This is a genomic window from Nostoc sp., assembly GCF_036917635.1.
Taxonomy (GTDB): domain Bacteria; phylum Cyanobacteriota; class Cyanobacteriia; order Cyanobacteriales; family Nostocaceae; genus Nostoc.
This window is the reverse complement of record NZ_JBALCW010000027.1, coordinates 13,345-36,521: the sequence shown is the minus strand read 5'-3', so window position 1 is coordinate 36,521 and position 23,177 is coordinate 13,345. Positions and strand designations below refer to the sequence as shown.

At 43.0% G+C, this 23,177-nt stretch carries 19 protein-coding genes; 7 read left to right on the top strand and 12 right to left on the bottom strand.

Features of this window, described 5'->3' with window-relative positions; translation table 11 throughout:
• Positions 1-204: 204 nt before the first annotated feature.
• Together V7K32_RS08350 and V7K32_RS08345 are read right to left on the bottom strand one after the other, a co-directional pair.
• Entirely contained in the window at positions 205-495 is a 291-nt protein-coding gene (locus V7K32_RS08350) for a hypothetical protein (protein WP_334992061.1), read from the bottom strand.
• Positions 496-525: 30 nt separating this feature from the next.
• Positions 526-1,797: an NAD(P)/FAD-dependent oxidoreductase gene (locus tag V7K32_RS08345; protein ID WP_334992059.1), complete on the bottom strand. Its 1,272-nt coding sequence runs from the start codon at positions 1,795-1,797 to the stop codon at positions 526-528.
• 172 nt (positions 1,798-1,969) lie between these two features.
• On the opposite strand from V7K32_RS08345, the gene V7K32_RS08340 reads away from it, so the two are divergent.
• Positions 1,970-2,599 carry a TetR/AcrR family transcriptional regulator gene (locus tag V7K32_RS08340; RefSeq protein WP_334992057.1) on the top strand — a complete coding sequence of 210 codons (630 nt, stop codon included), beginning with the start codon at positions 1,970-1,972 and terminating at the stop codon, positions 2,597-2,599.
• On the opposite strand, the gene V7K32_RS08335 is transcribed toward V7K32_RS08340, so the two are convergent.
• Positions 2,594-2,797, bottom strand: coding sequence for a DUF29 domain-containing protein (locus tag V7K32_RS08335; protein ID WP_334992055.1), 204 nt, complete (start codon positions 2,795-2,797; stop codon positions 2,594-2,596). The two genes, V7K32_RS08340 and V7K32_RS08335, sit on opposite strands and share 6 nt — an antisense overlap.
• Positions 2,718-3,068, bottom strand: coding sequence for a DUF29 domain-containing protein (locus V7K32_RS08330; RefSeq protein WP_334992053.1), 351 nt, complete (start codon positions 3,066-3,068; stop codon positions 2,718-2,720). The genes V7K32_RS08335 and V7K32_RS08330 overlap by 80 nt, the downstream gene beginning before the upstream one ends.
• Positions 3,069-3,690: 622 nt before the next feature.
• Between V7K32_RS08330 and V7K32_RS08325 the strand changes: the two genes are divergently transcribed.
• The gene (locus tag V7K32_RS08325; protein ID WP_069071048.1) at positions 3,691-3,990 is read left to right on the top strand and encodes a 30S ribosomal protein PSRP-3; all 300 of its coding nucleotides are present in this window, start codon (positions 3,691-3,693) and stop codon (positions 3,988-3,990) included.
• Between the two features lie 43 nt (positions 3,991-4,033).
• Here the strand turns inward: V7K32_RS08325 and V7K32_RS08320 are convergent, their stop codons facing one another.
• The 5 genes from V7K32_RS08320 to V7K32_RS08300 form a co-directional block, all read right to left on the bottom strand.
• The gene (locus V7K32_RS08320) at positions 4,034-5,806 is read right to left on the bottom strand and encodes a serine/threonine-protein kinase (protein ID WP_334992051.1); all 1,773 of its coding nucleotides are present in this window, start codon (positions 5,804-5,806) and stop codon (positions 4,034-4,036) included.
• A 183-nt stretch (positions 5,807-5,989) separates the two neighbouring features.
• On the bottom strand, positions 5,990-8,128 hold the full coding sequence (locus V7K32_RS08315) for a flotillin family protein (RefSeq protein ID WP_334992049.1): 2,139 nt from the start codon (positions 8,126-8,128) through the stop codon (positions 5,990-5,992).
• 305 nt (positions 8,129-8,433) lie between these two features.
• Positions 8,434-8,847, bottom strand: coding sequence for an ATP synthase F1 subunit epsilon (gene atpC / locus V7K32_RS08310; RefSeq protein ID WP_334992048.1), 414 nt, complete (start codon positions 8,845-8,847; stop codon positions 8,434-8,436).
• Positions 8,848-8,935: 88 nt separating this feature from the next.
• Positions 8,936-10,384 carry a F0F1 ATP synthase subunit beta gene (gene atpD, locus V7K32_RS08305; protein ID WP_334992046.1) on the bottom strand — a complete coding sequence of 483 codons (1,449 nt, stop codon included), beginning with the start codon at positions 10,382-10,384 and terminating at the stop codon, positions 8,936-8,938.
• A 348-nt stretch (positions 10,385-10,732) separates the two neighbouring features.
• Positions 10,733-11,635, bottom strand: coding sequence for a choice-of-anchor L family PEP-CTERM protein (locus V7K32_RS08300; protein WP_334992044.1), 903 nt, complete (start codon positions 11,633-11,635; stop codon positions 10,733-10,735).
• Positions 11,636-12,779: 1,144 nt separating this feature from the next.
• Here V7K32_RS08300 and V7K32_RS08295 point away from each other — a divergent pair.
• A complete protein-coding gene (locus V7K32_RS08295) occupies positions 12,780-13,604 on the top strand; it encodes a SirB1 family protein (protein ID WP_334992042.1) in 825 nt (274 codons plus the stop codon).
• A gap of 147 nt (positions 13,605-13,751) precedes the next feature.
• Here V7K32_RS08295 and V7K32_RS08290 read toward each other — a convergent pair whose 3' ends face one another.
• Positions 13,752-14,192 carry an SRPBCC family protein gene (locus V7K32_RS08290; RefSeq protein WP_334992040.1) on the bottom strand — a complete coding sequence of 147 codons (441 nt, stop codon included), beginning with the start codon at positions 14,190-14,192 and terminating at the stop codon, positions 13,752-13,754.
• A gap of 199 nt (positions 14,193-14,391) precedes the next feature.
• Here V7K32_RS08290 and V7K32_RS08285 point away from each other — a divergent pair, with 199 nt between their 5' ends.
• The 3 genes from V7K32_RS08285 to V7K32_RS08275 all read left to right on the top strand — a co-directional run bounded on the left by V7K32_RS08285 (position 14,392) and on the right by V7K32_RS08275 (position 17,045).
• Complete coding sequence (locus V7K32_RS08285) at positions 14,392-16,044, top strand: mechanosensitive ion channel (protein ID WP_334992038.1); 1,653 nt, start codon at positions 14,392-14,394, stop codon at positions 16,042-16,044.
• A gap of 183 nt (positions 16,045-16,227) precedes the next feature.
• Positions 16,228-16,599 carry a ribbon-helix-helix domain-containing protein gene (locus V7K32_RS08280; RefSeq protein WP_334992036.1) on the top strand — a complete coding sequence of 124 codons (372 nt, stop codon included), beginning with the start codon at positions 16,228-16,230 and terminating at the stop codon, positions 16,597-16,599.
• Positions 16,600-16,601: 2 nt separating this feature from the next.
• On the top strand, positions 16,602-17,045 hold the full coding sequence (locus tag V7K32_RS08275; protein ID WP_334992034.1) for a type II toxin-antitoxin system VapC family toxin: 444 nt from the start codon (positions 16,602-16,604) through the stop codon (positions 17,043-17,045).
• Between the two features lie 58 nt (positions 17,046-17,103).
• On the opposite strand, the gene V7K32_RS08270 is transcribed toward V7K32_RS08275, so the two are convergent.
• Together V7K32_RS08270 and V7K32_RS08265 are read right to left on the bottom strand one after the other, a co-directional pair.
• Positions 17,104-18,024: an alpha/beta hydrolase gene (locus tag V7K32_RS08270; RefSeq protein WP_334992032.1), complete on the bottom strand. Its 921-nt coding sequence runs from the start codon at positions 18,022-18,024 to the stop codon at positions 17,104-17,106.
• A 111-nt stretch (positions 18,025-18,135) separates the two neighbouring features.
• Positions 18,136-19,752: a hypothetical protein gene (locus V7K32_RS08265; protein WP_334992030.1), complete on the bottom strand. Its 1,617-nt coding sequence runs from the start codon at positions 19,750-19,752 to the stop codon at positions 18,136-18,138.
• 88 nt (positions 19,753-19,840) lie between these two features.
• On the opposite strand from V7K32_RS08265, the gene V7K32_RS08260 reads away from it, so the two are divergent.
• Positions 19,841-23,122, top strand: coding sequence for an alpha-mannosidase (locus tag V7K32_RS08260; RefSeq protein WP_334992028.1), 3,282 nt, complete (start codon positions 19,841-19,843; stop codon positions 23,120-23,122).
• The last annotated feature ends 55 nt before the right edge of the window (positions 23,123-23,177 follow it).

Here is a 23,177-nt window from a genome sequence, read left to right as displayed (position 1 = left end):
TTTTAAAATTGGTATAAATTGCACAAAGTTTTAATTTACAGCAGTCAAGTTTTAGATTATTTTTGGCAGGGTTGGAATAAAAAATTTTGACTTTTAATCAATAAAGAGGTCAAAGTTACCATCCCAAAAGGTTTGCTTGCTTTGTATTGGCATTAAAAAAAATAATTACGAATTACGAATTACGAATTACGAATTACGAATTATTTAGTCTCTGCGTTCATCTGTCATTTGCCAAATTCTCTCTAAGAATTGAATTTGCCGCAGTCGGATTGCCATTAGTTCGTGATGTCTTATATGCCGCTTTCCAACCCTAAATCCCATATAGAAGAAGACTGCTGCGATACAAACACAAGCCACAAATAAAAGGCTTCCAGACAAACTCTCAATCTGGTCGTGGTCGAGTCTATAGATGAGGTGAGTTTGATCGGGTTGTTCAATAATCGGAGTTGGAAATTGGGGGGATGCTGTAATCTCAGCCGAGGAGAACCTATTCATCAAACTATGCTTTTCTAAAGTGTTACTGCTTTATACACGAGTAATTTGCTTCAAAACTTCCTCTGTAAACCATCCCGTCCGCTTGACAAAGTTCAGGGCTGGAGTCGGCATAAGTTCGAGATAGGTTGCTAAACGAATTGCTTGACCTAAATTGCCTTTTACCTCATAACGGTCAAAAATTTCCACAGCACTCTCATGCAGTCCCAATTTCATCAACGTACCGCGTAAATTAACGCTGGCTGGAGTAGGAGCTTTCCCGGACAAGATCGCCTTAATATTGTGAGCGATCGCTGCTCCTTGTTGATAGGCAACCTGAGCGATCGCAGGCTGTGGATTCAACGGATCGATTGCACAATCTCCGGCGGCAAATACCTCTGGAAATTCTGGTAGTTGCAAAGTCGGTTTCACCATCAGGCGATTGTGTTTATCCCGATTTTCAGGCGCAATGGGAAGCGAGTCAATCACTGGATGAGTCGCATTCCCAGTTGTCCATATTACTGTAGCGGCTGCTAATCTTTCTAGCTGTCCATTGCGTTCAAATTCTATGGCTCCCGGATGAACCGCTTTTACATCAGATTCTAACAACACCTCAACGGGGGCAGTTCGCGCTTTTAGTGCCAACTGTGCAGTTTCACGCAGGCGATCGCTTGTGGACTCTTTGAGAATCTCAGAGCCACGCTGCAAAATCACAATCCGAATATCCTCCGGTTTTCCACCTAAAGGTATGTACCAAATTGGCAATAAATCCGCCAGTGTTGCCGCAATTTCTACCCCAGATGCACCAGCACCCACAATAGCAACAGTAAGCATTGCCTGCCGTTCTTCTATGTTTTCGGTTTGAGCTGCAAGCTGCAAGCGGTTTCTTAAGTGCTGTGCCAATGCAAACACGTCATAAGCTGTGCGGAATGATCGGGTATGTTCTTTTGCCCCAGGTATGCCCAAGTAGCTTGTAGTGCTGCCCAATGCCACTACCAAATGACTGTAGGAATATTTTAAGCCAGAGTTGAGCCTAACCTGCTTTTGATGCAGGTCGATCGCCTGTACTGTACCAAGCACAAAGGTAATACCGCTATTTTGCAGCAATTGATCGTAGCGGGGACAAATCAACTCTAGTTTGACTTCGCTAGTAAGCAGTTCATATAACAGTGGCTTAAAAACAAAGCTCCACGATTGGTCAATCAAAATAATCGGACAAGAATGTAAATCCCTGAGATGCAGTGCTGTAAACAATCCTCCAAAACCACCCCCAAGAATCACAATCGGCAGATCATTTGTTTCATGTATTTGTAATGGCGATCGCATAGTTCAACCTACCTTTTGCAGCTTTGTGACCTTTTCATCGCATTATCTCAAACAAAACGAAACAGTTTCGTTTCATTTTAGTAAAACAAAACTGTTTCGTCTTGTCAATAGGTTATGATAAAAATCAGTCAATAGTATTAGTGGATGCCGAGCAAAGCGGAAAAATTGAGTGATGAGTAACTTTGTTAAGAGTACTGAACGGGAGTTATCCGCAGAAAAAACTGAAGCGATCCTGCGAGGAGCGATGCAGGAGTTTATGGAGCATGGGTATGCAGGAGCCAGGATCGATAAAATTGTGGCAGCCGCAGGGGTTTCTAAAGCCACAGTCTACCGACGCTTTGCCGATAAGGAGACATTATTTAGCGCTTTAATCCAACGAATGGCGGAGAAAGTCAACTTTTTTGAGCAACAAGACTTTCCCTCATCCCAAGAAGAACCCGTTGTATTCTTGAAACGTCATGCTACTAAAATGCTTAACTGTGCTGCTGAAAACCCGCAAGATATAGCACTTTTCCGAATTGTCATTGCTGAATCAGGTCGTTTTCCAGAACTAGGACGTGTTTTTCTCCAAAATGTTGAGAAACCAAATCTTGACTTTATCACCCAATACTTTGCTACTCATCCTAAACTTCAACTTGCTGACCCAGAAGTTGCAGCGCGAATGTTTATCGCAACGCTGCTTCATATTGTGACTACGCGAGATTTGCTGCATGGTGGAGATATTATGCCAATAGATTGCGATCGCCTGATCGATGGCTTGCTTTTACTGATTATTCATCCCAGCCAGAGCGTGAGATTATGACTGGGGGAAAAAATCAGAGTCGAGGACTTGTTCTAGTGTAAAGGGAGATTGTTCGGGGAAGGTTGCAATGGCTAATCCAGTTTCAATTACAGCCAGTTGTCTAGCGGTTTGGTAGCTTTCATCGAAAATCTGAGCAAAGTGAGGCTTTAAACTCGGACTTTCCTTGAGTGCCTTTTGGACTCGTCGGCGGTGTTCCAATATTTATTGCGTACTGCCAACTTTTTGAGCGCCTTTCAGTTTGAATTTGGTATTTCAGCAGATGCATCAGCAATACTTCCAGATTGCTCTCCAATGCCCGTTTTTCACTTCTGCCCATCGTTTCAATTTCTTCAATCAAATTCTCTAAATCCAGTTCTGTGAGCCGACCTTGTTTGAGCAGTTCTGCTGTGGTTTGAATCCACAGGTAAAAGTCTTGCTCATACAAATCTGAATTAGATGTTATTTGAGATTGGGGCAGTTGGGCAGTCATAAGCATCTTTAGAGATGTCTAGGAAATAAATATATCCAAATGAACGAACCGCAGAGGCGCAGAGAACACAGAGGGAAGAGAAATAGAGAAGATTTTTGTGTTAAACCACGTCTATCTTGAAACCTATAGTTCTTCCATGATGAAAAGGATTTGCCCTCATCCCCCAACCCCGAATCCCTCTCTCTGGGATTCGGGGAGCCAGAATTTCAAACTCCCTCTCCCAGAGAGAGGGAGAGGGATTTAAAGAGAGGGTGAAAACTACGGTTCTCAACTTAGATAAGGTTTAGTTTGGTAATATTTTTTACTTGGAATTCCCTTAGTTAGCCCCGACTACACTTTATGTTAGTACACAATGACATTGCGGAAAAAATTACCACCCTTCGCCAAGTCGAGGAGAAACTAGGGTTAACACTAAGTAGCGATCTCTGAACTAGATGTTGTTGGAGATTGTGGCAGTCACGTCGCTACGCTGCGAATTAAAAATTAAACATTAACAGTACTGAGTTAAATTCCCCACTCCCCACTCGCAATTCCTGAATGTTTGGTCATTTGATGAGTATTGCGTTAGAATAAGCGATCGCTATCGTAATTAAGTAATGCCCGGAAATTCCCGGAGGTGTGATTGACCAAGTTTATATTGAAAATTCTGTGGTTAGACGAAAACGTTGCTCTAGCAGTCGATCAAATTGTCGGTAAAGGCACCAGTCCCTTGACTAAGTACTTTTTTTGGCCCAGAAATGATGCTTGGGAAGAGTTAAAGAAGGAATTAGAGTCCAAACATTGGATTACTGACGTGGATCGTGTCGAGTTGCTTAACAAAGCAACAGAAGTGATTAACTACTGGCAAGAGGAAGGCAGAAACCGTCCAATGGCAGAAGCGCAGTTGAAATTTCCAGAAGTTGCCTTCACAGGTAGCGCCTGATATTACAATATTAGCGATGTCTACGACGGGCTACGCCTACGCGCTATTCTACAAGCTGCCACAGTTTGATAGTCTTGTCTTTGCTGCCACTTGCAATTAATTGTCTAACTTGGCTTACAGCAACAGCAGATACTGAGTCTACATGACCAGAGAGAGTCATAATCTCTTCTGCTGTGCTTACCCTCCAAAGTTTAACCGTTTTGTCGCAACTTGCACTTAGGAGTGTCTCGCCATCGGCAGTAAAAGCCACAGCCACCACAGACCAAGAATGGCCCACAAGTGTGCAAATTAGCTGACCACTGTTTACCTCCCACAATTTAATAGTGTTATCATCACTACCCGTCGCCAAAATTCGACCATCAGGACTAAAAGCGACTGTCAAAACCGCCCATGCATGACCCGAAAGGGTGCTTAACAAGCTATAGCATGGGCGGTTTTGAATTTCTGTTGGGAAACTTTCTAATGCAGGTATCTGCCACAGCCGAATCGTTCTGTCATAACTAGCACTGGCTAAAATCTGTCCTTGGGGACTAAATGCTACTGAATTTACCTGTAATTGGTGTCCAGTTATGGTGCAAATTTCTTTACCAGTCTTGACATCCCAGAGTTTAATTGTCTTATCCCAGCTAGCACTAGCGAGAATTTGCCCATCTGGACTAAAAGCAACTGATTTTACAGCGTGGGAGTGTCCCAATAAGGTGCAAATTTCTTTTAATGTCTCAATCTGCCATAATTTAATAGTTTTATCATCGCTAGCACTAGCGAGAATTTGACCATCTGGACTAAAAGCAACTGATTTTACAGCATGGGAATGTCCTGATAAGCTACCTAAGATTTTTTGAGTATTTAAATCCCACAACTTGATGGTTTTGTCATCACTACCACTAGCTAGAGTATAACCGTCAGGGCTGATGGCAAGGGCATTCACACTACCCAATGTCCGAGAATGCCCAGTTAAGGTATGCAAGCATTGCTGAGGAGGATTTGGTAATTTCAAATTTTGAGTTTTATATTGTATACCCATTGCTTGCATAACTTCATCGGCTGATTGAAAGCGGCGATTAACAGAATTTTGCAGCAGCTTGTTGAGGATTTGTGCCAAGCGATCGCTCACCTTAGTAGTAAGATATTGTTGCCAAACCCAACAATCATTGGCAATATCAAATAAATCAAAGGGAGAAATCTGAGTAAGTAAGTAAATACAAGTTACACCCAAGCTATATAAGTCACTAGCAAAAACGGCTTTTCCCTTGGTTTGTTCTGGTGCAGCGTATTCTGGACTGCCAATACTGGTATCGGATATTAGCGAGTCGATTTCTGTAACGATTTTCGCAGTGCTAAAATCGACTATGACGAAATCTCCCTTTTTTGTAATTGGGGATCTGCGGATGATATTGTGGGGTTTAATATCGCGGTGGATAATGTGGCGTAGGCGTAGCCCGCCGCAGGCATCGCTCATTAACTGAAGAACCGGCAAGACATCTTCTAAAAGTTGCCAAATCTGAGTTTGATTAAAAGCCCCTTCCTCCTCAACCACCTGAGCTAAATTAGTGCCTGTAATAAATTCTTGCACTAAATAAAAATGCCCATTCTGCTGAAAATAAGCCAACAAAGCGGGAATTTGCGGATGATTCCCTAATTCTTCTAGCTGTTGCGCCTTTTGCTGAAAAGTTTTAAATGTTTCGGATTCCGGCGATAATTCTTGAACAACGCAAGGAATTGGCGGAAACTGACCCTCATTTACAGCGAGGAAGGTTTTACACAATCCCCCTTTACCAATTTGCTTGAGTAAACGATAACGTTCTTGTAAAAGCAAAATTTCTCCGTCAGAGTTACAGCCAAGGCGAATAAGCTAAAAATCTTTTAATTTGCATCCTCCAAAAAATAAATCTCTTGTAGGATGGGTGTCCTCACCCGTCCAGATTTAGGGCGGGCAAGATGCCCACCCCACAAAATGGATAATTTATTTCTTGGAAGTCCCTAACCGCCCCTTTTAACGTTAATTTGACTTATCTACAGGAAAATTCACAACTATCGGCGGTAGACCGTTTTCTGAGGTTGGTTGGGCTTTGGTAACTAATGGTTGCGGATGCAAAGGTGTTGGTGTCAATTCACCTTTACCAGTCTGATTCCATAAAATCAGAGATAGTAACCCATCCACTAAACCGTTATTAGTACCATTACCACTAACTAAGACATCTGGTATTAAGCGGACATTGCGATCGCCTATAATCTGCATTAACTGCATAGCTGTATAACCTTGCGACCCCAAGGCTTCCACACCAGCTTGGTAAGTTTCAGCTTTAGCGTTACCTGTCGCCCGAATCCCTTCAGCCTCAGCCATTGCGCGGAGTTTTGTCCCCTCGGCTTCACCGTTCGCCTGTTTAATTTGGGCTTGGGCTTTCAAATCAGCAATTTGTACACTCTGCTCTGATTCCACCATTTCTTCTTGGATATTAGCTAGTGCTGTCTCCCGCACAAGCTGCTGACGTTGGGTTTGCGCCATCTGCTGAACTTCGTAAGTTTTGCGTTTTTCTTCAGCAATTTTCCGGTCTGTCAATGTGTGCATTAACTCATCTGGCGGAGTAATCAAACCAATTAATGAATCCACCGCTTGCACATCATAAGCACGCAAGGCAGATTTAACGTATTCTGAGGCTTCAACTTGCCGCTCACTTCGCGCAGTCAAGAAATCTAAGATAGTATACTCTTGAGCCGAGTTACGGAAATAATTACCCACAATTGGACGTAAAACTTGGTCGATGACGTTTTGCATCGAACCTAAGCGAGAAATCACCTTCGGCGCATCGGAAGCACCAATGTGGATAATTTGGAATATCTCTAAATCAAAGGTAAAACCGTCAAATGATAGTAGTTTCAGCGCCTGCAAGTTTGTATCATAACCGTGTTTTCCGGTAATCCTTTCAGTAAAGTTTAAGACAATATTTGTGGTCGGGACTAGCTCAATTTTCATCACCTTAGTGTTGAGCGGGTGTTTCCCCGGATACAATGGCTCAACCCAAACGCCCTTATGTCCTTGGTTGACCAAATTTCCGTGGGTGAAAGCTGCTCCACTGACATCTTGATGTTCTTTACCTACGAAAGAAATCACTACACCCACATAACCGATAGGGATTTCCGTCATCGGGACTTGTTCAATATGTACTAACCAAGGGTTGAGGTTCCACGAACCTGATAATAATACCTGTTCTTGTAAACCCCGTTGTCCGCCAGCGTCGATAAATTTTTGACCATTTTGGAAATTATCATGCCCATTAATGATGCGTCCAGCGATTTCACCAGCTGCGATCGCTGAACCATCTAAAGTAGTAACAATACCAACTTTCTCTGCGGCTATTTCATAAATCTGCAACTGTTGTGCAGTCATACCATGAGCGTTAGCATTTGCAGCTGTAATCACTTTAAACAGCGCCGTGTTGATGCGGTAAGTCCCGGCGGTAAGAAAGCTCATTTGTCGCCCTTTTTCCCCACCTTGGGTAAGGAATTTTCGGGCATCTTGGAAGTTTTCACAATTGACGATTTTACCCAAAATCCGCTCTGGTGGGTTGGATGCGCCATCTGCTGCTACAATTAAAGCGATTTCCCCTTGAGGAACCACGATTACCGACTCTTTTTTTACAGAATACTGCCAAGGCCAATAGCCCCAATGCCAACCAGGAGCTAAAGTATCAGCTTGCAAGCCGGCTTCCCCGTTAAGGGCAATTAAACTACCGGCAGGGAGTCCACGCCCAGAAAGGGTAAATTTCCTTACCACAATCCCAACTTCACGCTCACCAATTACTACAAGTCCGCCAAAGAATAGGGGGACGAATATGACGAAACCGCCAACAAGTAGGATGGGAACCAGTCCAAAACCATCAATTCCAGCAGCTTGATATTGAGTCTTGCTAATTTGTAACTGGGGAATATTTAGTGTATTCTGATTTAGTTGGGCTGATTCTGAAGTAATTTCTTTTGCAGTAGTTATTTTTATCGGGGTAGCATTGGCAGAATGAATACTACCAGCGTTCGTCAAAGACGTTAGCGAAGCGATCGCTAAGGTTGCTGCAATAGAGGCTGCAAAACGAGCTACTTTATTTTGTTTGTGAGTACCAAGCAAAGAAGAAAAGCTTTTCATAATTTTTGCCACTTTGGGCAATTAATTAGCTAAGTTATCACTTCAACAGCGCTTGCCTCGATTTCTTAAACTTGGCGTAATTTTTTTAAAATTTAATATAGCAGTTTTTGCTTAAGTGCAGTACAGTTTTAACCTCTCTCCAAACCTCTCTCCTAAAAGGAGAGAGGCTTTGAGTCTTACTCCCCTTCCCTCGTAGGGAAGGGGTTGGGGGTTAGGTCTGTACCGCACTCAACTGAGAACCGCTATAAATAAAAATTTGTAGGTTGGACATTGCCCAACCTACAAAGTTGCAATAAAAAGTAAAATTAGACCAAACCGCCAGCAGCTTGAAACCGAGCGCGGGCGCGTTTGAAGGCTTGATTTGCTTTGATTTGGGCTTGGCGATCGTCTCCTGAAACTTGACTCAGTGCTGTTTCTGCTTGATTATAAGCAGTACGGGCTTCATCAAGGTTAATTTTGTCGCCACGTTCAGCGCCGTTAACCAAAATTGTCACTTCATTTTCTTCGACTTCTGCAAAGCCACCCAAAAGAGCGATCGCTTCCCAATTCTGATTTTTCGCGCCGCGAACTCGCATTACACCGATATCCAGGGCGGTTAAAAGTGGTGCGTGTCCAGTCAGGATACCTAGTTGACCAGTGGTGCTAGGCAAAACTACTTCTTCAGCTGGGGCATCCCATACTGTTTTGTCTGGGGAAATTACACGAACGGTTAATGTCATTTGTCTTTTGTCCTTTGTCCTGTGTCTTTTGCAATTTGCCATTAGCCATTAGCGGTTGAACTAATGACTAATGACCAATGACTAATGACTAACCTTTCATTTTTTCAGCTTTAGCGATCGCTTCGTTAATATCGCCAACCAAGTAGAAAGCCTGTTCTGGCAAAGCATCCAACTCACCAGACAGAATTTTTTTGAAGCCTTTGATGGTATCTTCCAACTTCACATACTTACCCGGAGAACCGGTAAATACTTCTGCTACAAAGAACGGCTGAGACAAGAAGCGCTCAACTTTCCGCGCCCGCGCTACGATTAGACGGTCTTCTTCAGACAATTCATCTAGACCGAGAATGGCGATAATGTCTTGGAGTTCTTTATAACGTTGCAGAGTTGATTGCACCGCCCGGGCTGTATTGTAGTGTTCCTCACCGACAATATTTGGTTGAAGCATGGTGGAAGTTGAACCAAGGGGGTCAACTGCGGGATAAATTCCCTTAGATGCCAAACCGCGAGACAGTACTGTGGTTCCGTCCAAGTGGGCGAAGGTGGTAGCAGGTGCGGGGTCGGTGAGGTCATCCGCAGGTACGTACACTGCCTGAATCGAGGTAATGGAACCCTCTGTAGTCGAGGTAATCCGCTCTTGCAGTTCACCTACGTCGGTTCCCAATGTGGGCTGATATCCTACCGCAGAAGGCATCCGACCTAGTAGCGCGGATACTTCCGAACCTGCTTGCACAAACCGGAAGATATTATCAATAAACAGCAGCACATCCTGCTTGTTCACATCCCGGAAGTATTCTGCTACTGTTAATCCCGAAAGACCAACCCGCATTCTCGCTCCGGGTGGTTCGTTCATTTGACCGTAGACTAGAGCAATTTTTGATTCGTTGAGGTTCTCGTTATTGATTACCCCAGACTCAATCATTTCGTTGTAAAGGTCATTGCCTTCACGGGTGCGTTCACCCACGCCAGCAAATACGGATACTCCACCATGCTGGGTAGCGATGTTGTTGATCAACTCCATCATGATCACGGTTTTACCAACACCAGCACCGCCGAATAGACCAATCTTACCGCCGCGTCGATAGGGAGTCAGAAGGTCAACAACTTTAATCCCAGTCTCGAACACCGAAGGTTTGGTTTCCAGGTCGGTGAATTTGGGAGCAGAGCGGTGGATGGGTAAACTTGCCTCAGCATTTACAGGACCCCTGTTATCCACAGGTTCGCCAAGGACGTTGAAAATTCGACCCAAAGTCGCTTTACCAACTGGTACGGTGATAGGAGCGCCTGTATCGGTGACTTCAAAACCGCGCACTAAGCCTTCGGTGGAACTCATCGCAACAGTTCGCACCTGGTTGTCGCCCAGCAGTTGCTGTACTTCAACGGTGATGTTGATTTCCTGTCCAGCTTCGTTGGTGCCAACGATTTTCAAAGCGTTGTAGATTTGTGGCAATTTCCCGCCGGGAAATTTAACGTCTACAACTGGGCCAATGATTTGGGTAATGTAGCCAATGTTTGTTTTTTCTGCGGTTGTGACCATGCTGCGCCTAATGATTGAAGCTATATTTCAGATCCGGTCGGAGAAGACATAAGAATAAGCAATGTCACCTTTCACTGTAGCACCGGACGGGGACATAACTCCCTTAGTAATTCCTTAAAAAGCAGCTTGGCTGTTTTAGCTGCAACCCCGATTCTGAAAAGCTTGTCTAGACAAGCGGATAGTTTTTCTTTATCCAGTTAACACTCTAGTTTTTCACCAAGCTCATTTTAAGCCGCGATCGCCCTTGGCGTTGGCAAAGCCATCGCTTTGGTTCAAGCGTTATCACAAAAAAATGCTGTGTCTGGCGATCGCACACACAGCGAATATCACAATAACCTGATGATAAATTTAGCCTTTAGCTACGGCGTTATTTTGCTGTTTGCGTTTTCGGGATGAAGTCGCACCAAAGATACCGAATCCTAAAATCCCTAACATAGTAGTGGGTTCGGGAACACTTTTTGGTGGTTGGGCAGAAAAAGTACCACCTTGAATAAACACAGCAGAATCAAGAACACTATCTCCCGCATCTGCAATTGCCAGTTTAATGGTGTGCTTTCCAGCACTCAGTCCTTTAGCGCTGGCAGTAAATACTTTAGTGAAACCGTCATATTGAAGATTGAAGAATGGACCGCCGTCTGATAAATCATTATTGATAAAGAACTGAGAATTATGGGCGTTAATTCCTAATGGGTTGCCACCATTAACGTTATTAATAGAAACTGGCGTATTGGTTCCAGGAAGCACAGCAATGTTAACTCCATCTAAGAAAAAGCCAAATACGTCATTATAATTACTATTGACGTATTCGTTGTATTCTTCCGAGGCAAAGACGTAGTTGAAAAAGAGATCGCCTGTAGCCGAGATAAAATCAAATTTGAGAGTACTTGCATCGAAAGTATTAAATCCTGGAATCAAGCTGTTTAAGTTAGCATCTCCAGGTAAGCCATTGTTGCCTGTGGCGTCATCTTGAGTATTTGGCCCACAAGCAAGGTTAGCATTACCGGAAGTGAGAATGATGCCTGTGTCTATGCCAATTCCTGAGGACAATCCATTTGTGAAAGTTCCAGACGCTACAGATGCGCCGTTATATGTAACATTTGAGACGGTGATTCCAGAACCCAAAATACTGTTAACTAAAACATTGGCATTGCTAGTGGTAGTGATGTTAACAGCATGAGCAGGAGCAGTTACTAGTCCTAAACCTAACAATGCAAATGCGCCTTGCTTCAGAAATTGAGTCAATGAGTTCATGAGGTTTGTCTCTTAAAAAAAGTGAATTTTAACAGTGGAAATATCCTCAATTGCAAACGCAAAAGTTTCAGCGTTGTACATAACGCCTCAATTACGACAGGTAAAATTTCAACCTCTCGCAGCGATCGCAGATATAAGTAGTAATAAAAATGACTAAAGCTTTAAAATTGGCTTTTGGTTTTGTCTTCTAGTTATTTAAGCAGGTTACGAACAGTGTTTTCCTCAGTAGCTTATTTACTTAGATTACTGGCGATTTTATTTTATGGCGAGAGTTTGTACGTGTATTCACATAAGAATTACATTCTAAATTAGATGAGATAACAGCCCAAACTTAGATGTAACGAGACTTATATAAGTAGATCGGCGAGAAAAAACCAAACTATGTAACAAAAAGTAAAATCTTTGTATTTGGCTCGTAGTTGCGCCCTCTTGCGCTTTAGCGGAACTACAAACCAGTGATGATTATTTGCGCCGACTTACTTATGCAGTGTGAACTGAATAATTGACTAAAACTTTGTAAACTTAAGTTGTTGCTTTAAGTACGTAGGCGTAATTAAACATAAGATAAAACCTCACCCTGCCTCCGGCTGACCCCGACAATAATAAGGAGAGGGATTGAGGGTGAGGTTTTATATTTAATTTGACCCACTTTACTTACTGACCGATTAAAGTCACAGTGGTTAAAAACTTAGGATAGTGATGCCTGCGGCGAGCTTGTCTACGAGACGCTTTGCGAACGCTAACGCCTGCTAAATTCCGTTAGGAAAGTTTACATAAAAAATCTGCTTTTTCTGCGATCGCAGAAAGAGCAGCGTAATACCATTTATTCAAATAGTTAATACACATCCTCTCAACGCCATTTCGGAATCTGGGTAATTAATAATCACTAATTTGGTACTTTGATTTATATTGCTCAAAACAGATTTAGCACAACTCTTTACCATAAAAAAATATTTTAGTCAAGATAAAAAGCTACATTAACCTATTCTCATCCCCTAGATAGATTAATGCCATAAAACTTATGCACAAACTAGATTTCCAAATCTTCTGAATATCCCTAATATAAAAATAGGTACAAAAAACTGTTTTCAGTTCAGCCAAGCCGCTCTCGCTTCATCCTCACACTTCCACCAAGCAACAGCTTATGAATTTATCGTCAGCACGACAATATTTTTATCAGGAGATTCAACAGTCTGACGAACGCATTGACCTAGCAAAGGCAGCTTTGTATATTGCACAAGAAGAATATTCCAATCTAGACCCAGAGGAATATCTCAACGCCCTTAATACAATGGCCTGGGAGCTTCAAGAACGCCTGCCTGATTCCCGATATCCTTTGCGGATAGTTCAAAGTATTAATCAGTATCTCTACGAGGATTTAAAGTTTTCTGGTAACCAAATTGACTATTACGACCCGCGTAACAGCTTTTTCAATGATGTAATTGACCGACGATTGGGTATTCCCATTACCTTAGCGCTGGTTTACCTGGAAGTTGCCCGACGGATTGATTTTCCGATGGTGGGTGTGGGGATGCCGGGACATTTCCTAATCCGCCCAGATATTCCAGATATAGAGATTTTTGTGGATGCCTTCAATAGCGGTGAAATAATATTTGCCCAAGATTGCGAGGAACGACTATCTCAACTTTATCAGCAACCTGTGACGCTGCAACCAGAATTTTTAGCTGTAGTCAGTAATCGGCAATTTTTGGCGCGGATGCTGACAAATTTAAAGTTTATTTATATGAAACAGCAACAGTTAGAAAAAGCACTGGCAGCAGTTGAACGAATTTTGTTACTGTTTCCTGGTTTAACTTTAGAATTGCGCGATCGCGGTCTAATCTATTATCAACTCGGTTACTACCCGCAAGCCGTAGACGACTTACAAAATTATTTAGCAAAAGTTCCCGATGCCCAGGATGCATCTGTGATTCGGCGGCTACTTACCGAATTGGGGAAAGGTGGGTAGGGGATGAGGGATGAGGGATGAGGGATGAGGGAGCAGGGGAGGCAGGGGGGGCAGGGGAGGCAGGGGAGGCAGGGGAGGCAGGGGGAGAATAACTATTAACTCGTAACTCACCACTCAGCACTGTTTTGTCGAATGCCAAATTACAAATTACAAATTTTCTGCAACTCGTTTGAGGCGGCGGAGTTGGCCTTGCATATCTTCTTTTGTCCAAGAGGCAGCAAAGGTGTTGAAACCCCAACTAACTAAGGGGTTAGGGATATCGTACTCAAAGCGGTTGAGTAGGAGCGTTCCCAATTCTTTTGGTTGACATTCCCAGCGATCGCGCCCTTGAAAAAATCCCTGAAATTCCCAAACTACCAAACCCGGTTGTCGTTCTATAACAACGCTATTCAATGTGGGTTTGAGTAGAGGAATTTGAATAATAAAACGACTTTTACTACCAATATCAGTACTCCAAGCTTCACCCACAGGTTCGCAACGGAGAACGGGGTTGAGCCAGCGATGCATGAGAGCTAAATCGCTAATACAGCGCTCCACCACCGTAGCTGTAGCATTAATTTGAATCGATTGCTCCAGAACTTGGGACATTCTATATCTCTGCTGCTGTTGCTGCAATTAGAGTAACGCAAAATTAAGCACTGTCAGTAGATTAAATCAAATATTAGTAACAAAGTCAAAAATTACTCTTGATATCAATGGCATAAATGTATGTTTTTACTGGTAAATTGATAGGCAAAACACTGACTCAGTGTTTGCGGTGAATACTTAAGCTTAATTCCCGAAAACCATGAACACAACTTGGCAAGAAATAACCCAGGTGATAGGAGTTGCTTTGTCCACCAGGGTACAGCAATTTTTGGCACAATCGCCCAACGTGTACCTGACACCACCAGCAGTGAATCAAGGAATTGCTGATGTAGAAGGTATTGTTCAACAGTTAATTCTGTTTACACCCCGTCTGCTAGGGGCAGTAGCAATTTTGTTAGTAGGTTGGCTAATTGCAGCAACAGCAGCAGCAGTGACGCGAGGAATCCTGAATCGCACAAACATAGATAACCGCATTGCCGCAGGGATAACGGGTCGTCAAGATGTTCCGCAAGTGGAGAAATTCATCTCCAGTTTAGTCTTTTGGAGCATTATCCTATTGACGGCGGTAGCTGTTTTACAGACATTGGATCTGGAAATTGCCTCTCGACCCCTGAATAATTTTCTCGATCAAGTTATTGGCTTTTTGCCAAAATTAGTTGGTGCAGGAATCCTTTTGGGAGCGGCCTGGTTTTTGGCAACCATTGTGAAGATTATCACTGTGCGCTCATTACAGGCATTTAACCTCGATGAGCGTTTGAATCCAGAACCACAAGACAGCGCACCCAGCATCAATCAGGTGTCTCTGAGTGAGACGATTGGTAATGCTCTGTATTGGTTTATATTTTTACTGTTTCTCGCCCCAATTTTAGATACTCTTGGACTCAGGCAGGCTCTACAACCAGTACAAGCTCTAATTACACAAATTCTGCTAATTTTGCCGAACATTTTAGCAGCGATATTAATTGCTGTAGTTGGCTGGTTCATAGCTAATGTGGTGCGGCGGATTGTAACAAACTTGCTGGCGACAACTGGTATCGACCATTTAGGTAGTCGGTTGGGATTATCTTCGGCTGCGGGGGTGCAACCTCTATCGAATATTATCGGCACAATTGTCTATGTTTTGATTTTGATTCCTGTGGCGATCGCAGCGCTAAATGCTTTGCGAATTGATGCGATATCTGTGCCTGCGATCGCAATGCTGCAACAGGTTCTCAATGCCCTACCTGGCATCTTTACAGCCGTGGCAATTTTGATTGTTGCCTATTTCGTGGGGCGGTTTATCGCGGATTTGGTTACAAGTATCCTCACCAATTTAGGCTTTAATAACATTTTCACTATTTTGGGTCTGACAACACCCAGCAGACGAATCGTAGTTTCAACAGAATCAACAACCCCCCCGATTTCAACCCGCACACCATCAGAAATTGCAGGTATTGTTGCCTTAGTGGGAATCATGCTGTTTGCAACGGTGGCGGCGGTGAATATCTTGAATATTCCAGCCCTGACAGCATTAGTTTCGGGAATTGTAATCATATTCGGGCGAATTTTGGCGGGATTGGTGATATTTGCCATTGGTTTATTCTTAGCAAATCTGGCTTTTAACATCATTACCAGTTCTGGCGATCGCCAAGCCCAGATTTTGGGACAAGTAGCACGGATTGCCATCATTACCTTAGTTTCTGCAATGGCACTGCAACAGATTGGAGTTGCCAGTGATATTGTGAATTTAGCCTTTGGACTTTTACTAGGTGCGATCGCAGTTGCTATTGCTCTAGCCTTTGGTCTTGGAGGGCGCGATATTGCCCGTGAGCAAGTTCAAGAATGGCTTGACTCTTTCAAAGGTAGGAACTAATTCCTCTGTGACATCTCCCACCACTAAATCGTCCTTCCCGATTTTGGTGGGGGCTTCTAAGATAATCTGGCTACTGCTGTGCGTAGGCTCTTTTTTGCTTTAAAGAGAGAATAATCTGCCCTGTTATTTAATATGTGAGAGCTTTCTGCTGTTTTAGATAAATAACTGACTCTGCATTTTAATATGCGATCGCTCTCTGGTAACGTAGTAGATAAAATCGCCCACCAGATATCTCAAGGTATGACTAACATTCAGATTTCCTTACCTGAGCCGATGAAAGTCTTTGTCGAGGAACAAGTAGCTAAAGGCGGTTATAGTTCAGCCAGTGAATATCTTCAAGAGCTAATTTTTCAAGACCAACAGCGCAAAGGTCAAGAAGAAAAACACGCTGAATTGATGGCGAAGCTTCAGACACAAGGTCAACTGAATAATGAGGAGTTTGAACTAATTGCAGATAAGTTAGCTGACGAATTTGCCCTATGTGTTGGGTCAAATTTACCAGTGCTGTCAGATTATGCTGTGACTCGTGAGAGTATTTACGAGGATCATCCTTAACAGTGGTATACCTCATAGATACTAATATTCTACTGCGTTTTGTAGATCGCACTCACCCACTACACCCAACAATCCGAACTGCGATCCGAAAATTGCGACGTGATAGACATACACTGCAAATCACGGCGCAAAACTGCGTTGAGTTTTGGAATGTTGCTACAAGACCAGCCACGAAAAACGGATTTGGCTTGACACCAACTGATGCTGATCGGCTACTACGACTAATTGAGCGCCTGTTTCCATTGTTGCCTGATATGCCTACTATTTACCCTGAGTGGCGTAAGCTTGTTGTCGCATTCAGTGTATCAGGTGTCCAAGTCCATGATGCTCGTCTCGTTGCTAATATGAAGGTAAATAGTATGATGCATATTTTGACATTAAATACTAAAGATTTCATCCGCTATGCCTCTGAAGGAATTGTAGCGGTTAATCCAACAATACTGTAATTATTATTTTTCAATGTGCGATCGCCTGTTTGATAGAAAGAAGGTTGTAGTCAGGATGCTAAGAACCAGGAAATTCTAACTCACCGCTTCCCCGTCCTAACTGCGCCGTCTGAGGTGGTAGATGTTGCTCCAACCAATCTTCCAAATCAGCCAGTACCTCGCGGTAATTGAGGTCACATTGAATTTCGTGATAGGCTCCCGGATACTCGATTCTCAGCTTATCTGTGCAGTTTACCCGTTGGTAAAAGATGTCACTTCCCGCAGGTAAAGCTACTCGGTCTGCACCACCGTGGAGAATCAACAATGGTAATTGCCAATCAGCTGCATGAGCATTAATCCAATCAAGTGTTGCAAAGAATTCTGTAGCCAGACGGGCAGTAGCTTGGGTATGTCGCAGTGTATCCTGAGCGGATGCGGCTAAAACCTGCTGATCTCGTGAACCAGCACTCAGGTCAATGCCTGTATTCAGGGTAAAACGCGGCCATACCCGTGAGAGCATTTTTCCTAAAAGTACCCGAATCGGTGAAACCCCAACTTTGCCTAAGCTTGGCGCTAGAACGATCGCACCTTGCAAAATTGATGCTTGTTGAGGATGGCGCAGAATATAATCTAAGACAATTACCCCACCTAAACTATGACCCAAAAGAAAAATTGGGCATACAGGATTCTGAGCCTGAATTAACTGTAAAAAAACTGCTAAATCTTCGCAAAACTCACTCCAAGCGTTGATATAGCCTCGCTGACCTGATGAGCGTCCATGACCACGCAAATCTAAGGCGTAGACAGCATATTGTTTAGGTATCAAATGCTGAACTATATTATTGTAGCGATCGCTATGCCCTCCGAGTCCATGCACAATGGCTAATATTGCCCCTACTTTACCCTCAAGATGCCAGCTTTGGTAATACAGGTCAAGTCCTCCAACACCCTGAAATCTGCCTTCTCTACGAGACACGACGCGATCGCTATGGTCAATCATCGGGTTAGTTTTTTACATATTTTCTCAGTAAGCTACTAACATGTCAACTAATTATTATAGCGGTTCTCAGTTGAGTCCAATACAGACCTAATACGAATTACGAATTACGAATTATTTCCTCTGCCATAATTGCCGTAACGACTGAAAAATCTTTACAAATCTCTCTTCTAGCCAGAGCATAACATAGTCAACCCATTCCAAAAGTTGCTCTAAGGGGTGCTTCTCGTAACCTATTGAAGTTGCTTTGGTTTCTATCCAGTCTGGCTGCGCCTCAACTTGAGTGCTTTGGTGAAATTGCTGGTGTAAAATTTCCCCTTTACGACTCTCGCTTTTAGTTTGGGAAATGCTAGTTTGGGTTTGTTTTGCAGAAACAATTCCAGATTTTTTTTGACTTCTTCGCACCAAACCAGATCCAACTTTAGGTTGTTTTACAGTCAAATTATTTTGTGGAAAATTTGCTACTGATATTGAGGCTAAAGCAGGATTTGTCCTCTCAGGAAGTGTAACTGGCTTTTGGGCAATGGTTTCGGTGTCGCCAAATAAATCATTCCATGTTAGCCAAGGATCATCTGCTAAATCCTGGTTCTCCAACTGAGAGCTTTTGGATAAGGGCTTTTTAAGGCGTGATGATAAGAGTTTACCTGGCAATAGCTCATTACTAGTTCTTGACTCAAGTGTTTTTCTATTCCTAACACCAAAAAAGTAATTAAGCGCTGCCTCAATCAAAGCGTTAAGATTCAGTGTATGAGTTTCTAAACCGTCAGCATTGGCTGTAATTTCTCCCTTAGCAGCTAATTGCTCTTTGCCATAAAGAAATATATTTAACTGAGTTTGGGCAACTTGAACAATTTCTTGGCTACGTTCTTGCACAGGTACTAAAGCATTTGATTCCAATTTAGCAACGGCTATATCTATAAATGCTAATAATCTATCTGTATTAAGTAAATCTTTTGGTATACCCTCAGCTAAAAATTCAGTTTTAGCTGTATTTCCATCAGTGAGTTTTGCTAATAAACGGTTAATTTGTGGTAACAATTCCGTTTCTTTTTTAGCTAAAATCAACTGCCAAGACTTCCAGTAATTAGCAACTTCGTTAATAATCCGATCTTCTAATTTTGCCTGCTGCTGGGGTGTCAAAATATCTAAAATTTCATTATCGGCAGTAACAAGTACTAAACTCCGATCGCTCAAATTTGTGGCAATTCCCCGCACTACTGGGAAATGTTTATTGAGAGCATTTTCTAGCTGTAAAGGGTTAAGACTTATGGGCTGATTCTCAGGAATATTTGATAATTGAGTAAAATGAGCATTATTTGTAAACTTATTATCAGCGAATTTCAGCCGTAAAACTCCCAAGAAAGCCAAGGGTTTGAAATATTCAACTGTTTTTGCAGGAGTAGAAGCAGCTTCATTTGATGACAGATTATTGACTGTTTCTAGTACATGTTGAATGGGACTATCAACATTTGGAATTTCCGACTGAAAATCGGTATCATTTGGTTGTAACTTTAGTCTAGTTTGTGGTTCTTTGGTCTGTAGCGTTTTCCCAGATGATTCAGATGACTGAAACAGTAGATACACTGGGTAAAGTAGTGCCTCCACACCCCACTTAGTGGCAACTTGCAAATGCCGGAAGGTGTGTTCCCACTGTTGTGTCACCCGCCGAGATTGCTGGTGGACAAAGTTAAATAGTCTGCTTTGATAACGACTAGAGGAACCAGAAGACATAGTAGTAATTTTTTAGTTCAAGTCTTGTATAAGTTGTGAGACTCGCGCCAAACAATAAAAACGACCAACACCTCATCTTAGCGAAAATATGACCCCGACTGTCTCTCAATCCCAGACCAAATTTATCTCACAAGCAATTGAGCAACTGCGCTCTTTTTGTCAAGTTAATCTTCAGTCTACTTGGCTATACCAGGAATCTGACCTGATTATTACTGATGTTATAGCTGCTGATTTGTCTGATTGGCAACCTGTCGAGTTGAATGCTAAAGAACATATCGCTTGGACAGGCAAGAAAAAAGTTCTATGGCTAGTGCAAAGATTGGTGGTTCCCCAAGATTTACAGGGCTATCCCTTAGCTGGGTTATCTTTGCGGCTGGCGCTGGTTTGGTGGGCAGATTCTGCTAAGATTTATGTGAATGGGGAGTTAGTGCTGGAGGGTGATTTATTTGATTGTTCGCCTAGAGTGCTTCTGGGCCAAGGGGTGACGCCAGGGGAAGAGTTTATTGTGGCTTTGCGGTTAGTGAGTCCGGGACATTGTGATGGTGCTTTAGTGCGATCGCTCCTAGTTTATCAGTCTACTGTTGATAATAATCCCGATCCGGGTTTTGTGGCTGATGAGTTAGCTGTGGTGCAACTTTATTTGGAAAAGTTTGCGCCACAGAGGTTGGATGTTTTGGTGGCGATGGTGGGGGAGGTTACGAACCGCAGAGGCGCAGAGGACACAGAGGAAGAGTTAGTAAGATCGTTTTTGTCTCTACGTCAAAATTTAATTCAATCTGACATTTTAGCCCCGTTTTTGCAGGGGGATCAAAAATCTAAAATTTTCTTGTTGGGTCATGCTCATTTAGATTTAGCATGGTTATGGCCTGTGAGTGAAACTTGGAATGCGGCGCAAAACACTTTTGAGTCGGTTTTGAAGTTGCAAGAAGATTTTCCTGAGTTAATTTTTTGTCATTCGACTCCCGCACTTTATGCTTGGATTGAAGAACATCGCCCGGATTTATTTGGGGCAATTCAAGCACAGGTAGCGGCTTTCCGTTGGGAAGTTGTCGGCGGAATGTGGGTGGAACCAGAACTCAACTTGATTGCTGGTGAATCAATAGTCCGTCAGCTATTGTATGGTCAACGCTACATTCAGGAAAAATTTGGTAAGCTTTCAACTGTGGTGTGGGTTCCAGATTCTTTTGGTTTTTGTGCAACTTTACCGCAGTTTTTCGCTAATGCCGGAATTGAGTATTTTGTCACGCAGAAGTTGCGGTGGAATGATACTACTAAATTTGATTATGGCGCTTTTTGGTGGCGATCGCTTGATGGTAGCGAAGTCTTTAGTTTTATGTCTGCACCCATCGGTGAAGCTATAGACCCAGTTAAAATGGCATCCTACGCTCTGGAATGGCAATCCCAAACTGGTTTAGCAGAATCCCTCTGGCTTCCCGGTGTCGGCGACCACGGCGGCGGCCCCACCCGTGATATGTTAGAAACCACCCAACGCTGGCAAAAGTCCCCTTTCTTCCCAGACTTAGAATTTACAACGGCTGAAAAGTATTTACAGCAAATCAAATCAGGAGTCAGGAGTCAGGAGTCAGGAAGCAGTACTTATGATTCTTCCCCTACTTCCCCATCCCCCTCATCCCCCATCTGGAATGACGAACTATACTTAGAATTCCATCGCGGTTGCTATACTACACATGCAGATCAAAAACGCTGGAATCGTCGTTGTGAAAATTTATTGTATGAAGCTGAACTATTTGCTACTTTGGCAACCCTAAGCTGTGGTCTGACATATCCCAAAGCAGAAATCGAAGCAGCTTGGAAGCAGGTTTTATTTCAACAGTTTCATGATATTTTACCTGGTTCTTCAATTACCCAAGTTTACACGGATGCTTTAGCCCAGTGGCAGCAAGTGGAACAAATGGGAACGAAGATATTACAAGAATCACTTTTAGCGATCGCATCTCACATTACCCTATCAGAACCACCAAAACCCGATAGTTTGCCTATTTTCGTTTTCAATTCTCTCAATTGGCAACGCTCTGAGGTAGTCTCTGTAGACTTACCCACGCCAGACGAATGGCAGATTTACGATGCTTCTGGAAAGCAGCTTGTCTCCCAATCATCTAAAGCATCAACCTTACTATTTCTCGCCACCGAAATTCCACCAGTAGGCTACCGCATATTTTGGCTTTCCCTCTCATCCCCCCCATCCCCCTCATCCCCCTCATCCCTCTCATCCCCCCCACTCCAGACAGACTGGATTTTAGAAAATGAATTTTTGCGAGTTGTTATCGATCCTGACACGGGAGACTTGTCAAGTGTTTTTGACAAAACTTATCAACGAGAAATTTTAAGTGGGGCGGGGAATCAACTACAAGCTTTTAAAGACAGTGGTCAATATTGGGATGCTTGGAATATAGACCCCAATTACGCTCAACATCCCTTACCCTCAACAAATCTTCTATCTATTCAGTGGTTAGAACAAGGCCCAGTGCAAAGTCGTGTGCGCGTGGTGCGTCAGTTGGGTGAATCGGAATTTTGCCAAGATTATATTCTGCAAGCTGGTTCACCTGTGCTGAAAATAGCTACTACCGTTAATTGGCAAGAAAATCATGTATTGGTGAAAGCTGCTTTTCCTTTAAATCTTGAAGCAGACTTTGCTACTTATGAAATTCCCTGTGGCGCAATTCGCCGTCCAACTAAACCAAAAACTCCTGTAGAACAAGCAAAATGGGAAGTTCCCGCTTTGCGTTGGGCTGATTTAACAGCAAAAGACACAATCCAAAATCCAAAATCTAAAATCCAAAATCGTTATGGTGTTAGTTTGCTGAATGATTGTAAATACGGTTACGACAGCAAACCAAATCAACTCCGCTTAACACTCCTCCGCAGTCCTAATTGGCCAGACTCAGAGGCTGATAGGGGTTTTCACGAGTTCACATATACCTTGTATCCTCATGCTGGTAGCTGGGAATCAGCCCATACAGTCCGGCGGGGCTATGAATTGAATATACCGTTGCAAGTGATATTGAATCCCGTTAATCAAAATTCACAGAAAAATTATCCCTTCTTTGCTAGCCAAGACGGTTTGTGGGTGAGGTTCCTAGATTTATCAGCTGAAAATTTAATCTTGATGGCGTTCAAGCCATCTGAGGATAATCCACAGGAGTTAATTCTGCGGTGTTATGAATGTCACGGAGAAACAGCCGAGTTATCTTTGCAAAGTGATTTAGGGTTAAATCTAGGAGATACAGTAGATTTATTAGAGCGTTCCTCTACTACTGAATTCTCATCTGAGCAACAAATCTTGACGATACAGCCTTGGAAAATCGCCAGTTTCAAGGTGATACCAGCGATTAATCCCAGGCTGGAGTAATCAACTAGTGCTATGTCAGTAGTCAGTTGTGGTTTTCCACAGACCATTGACTAAT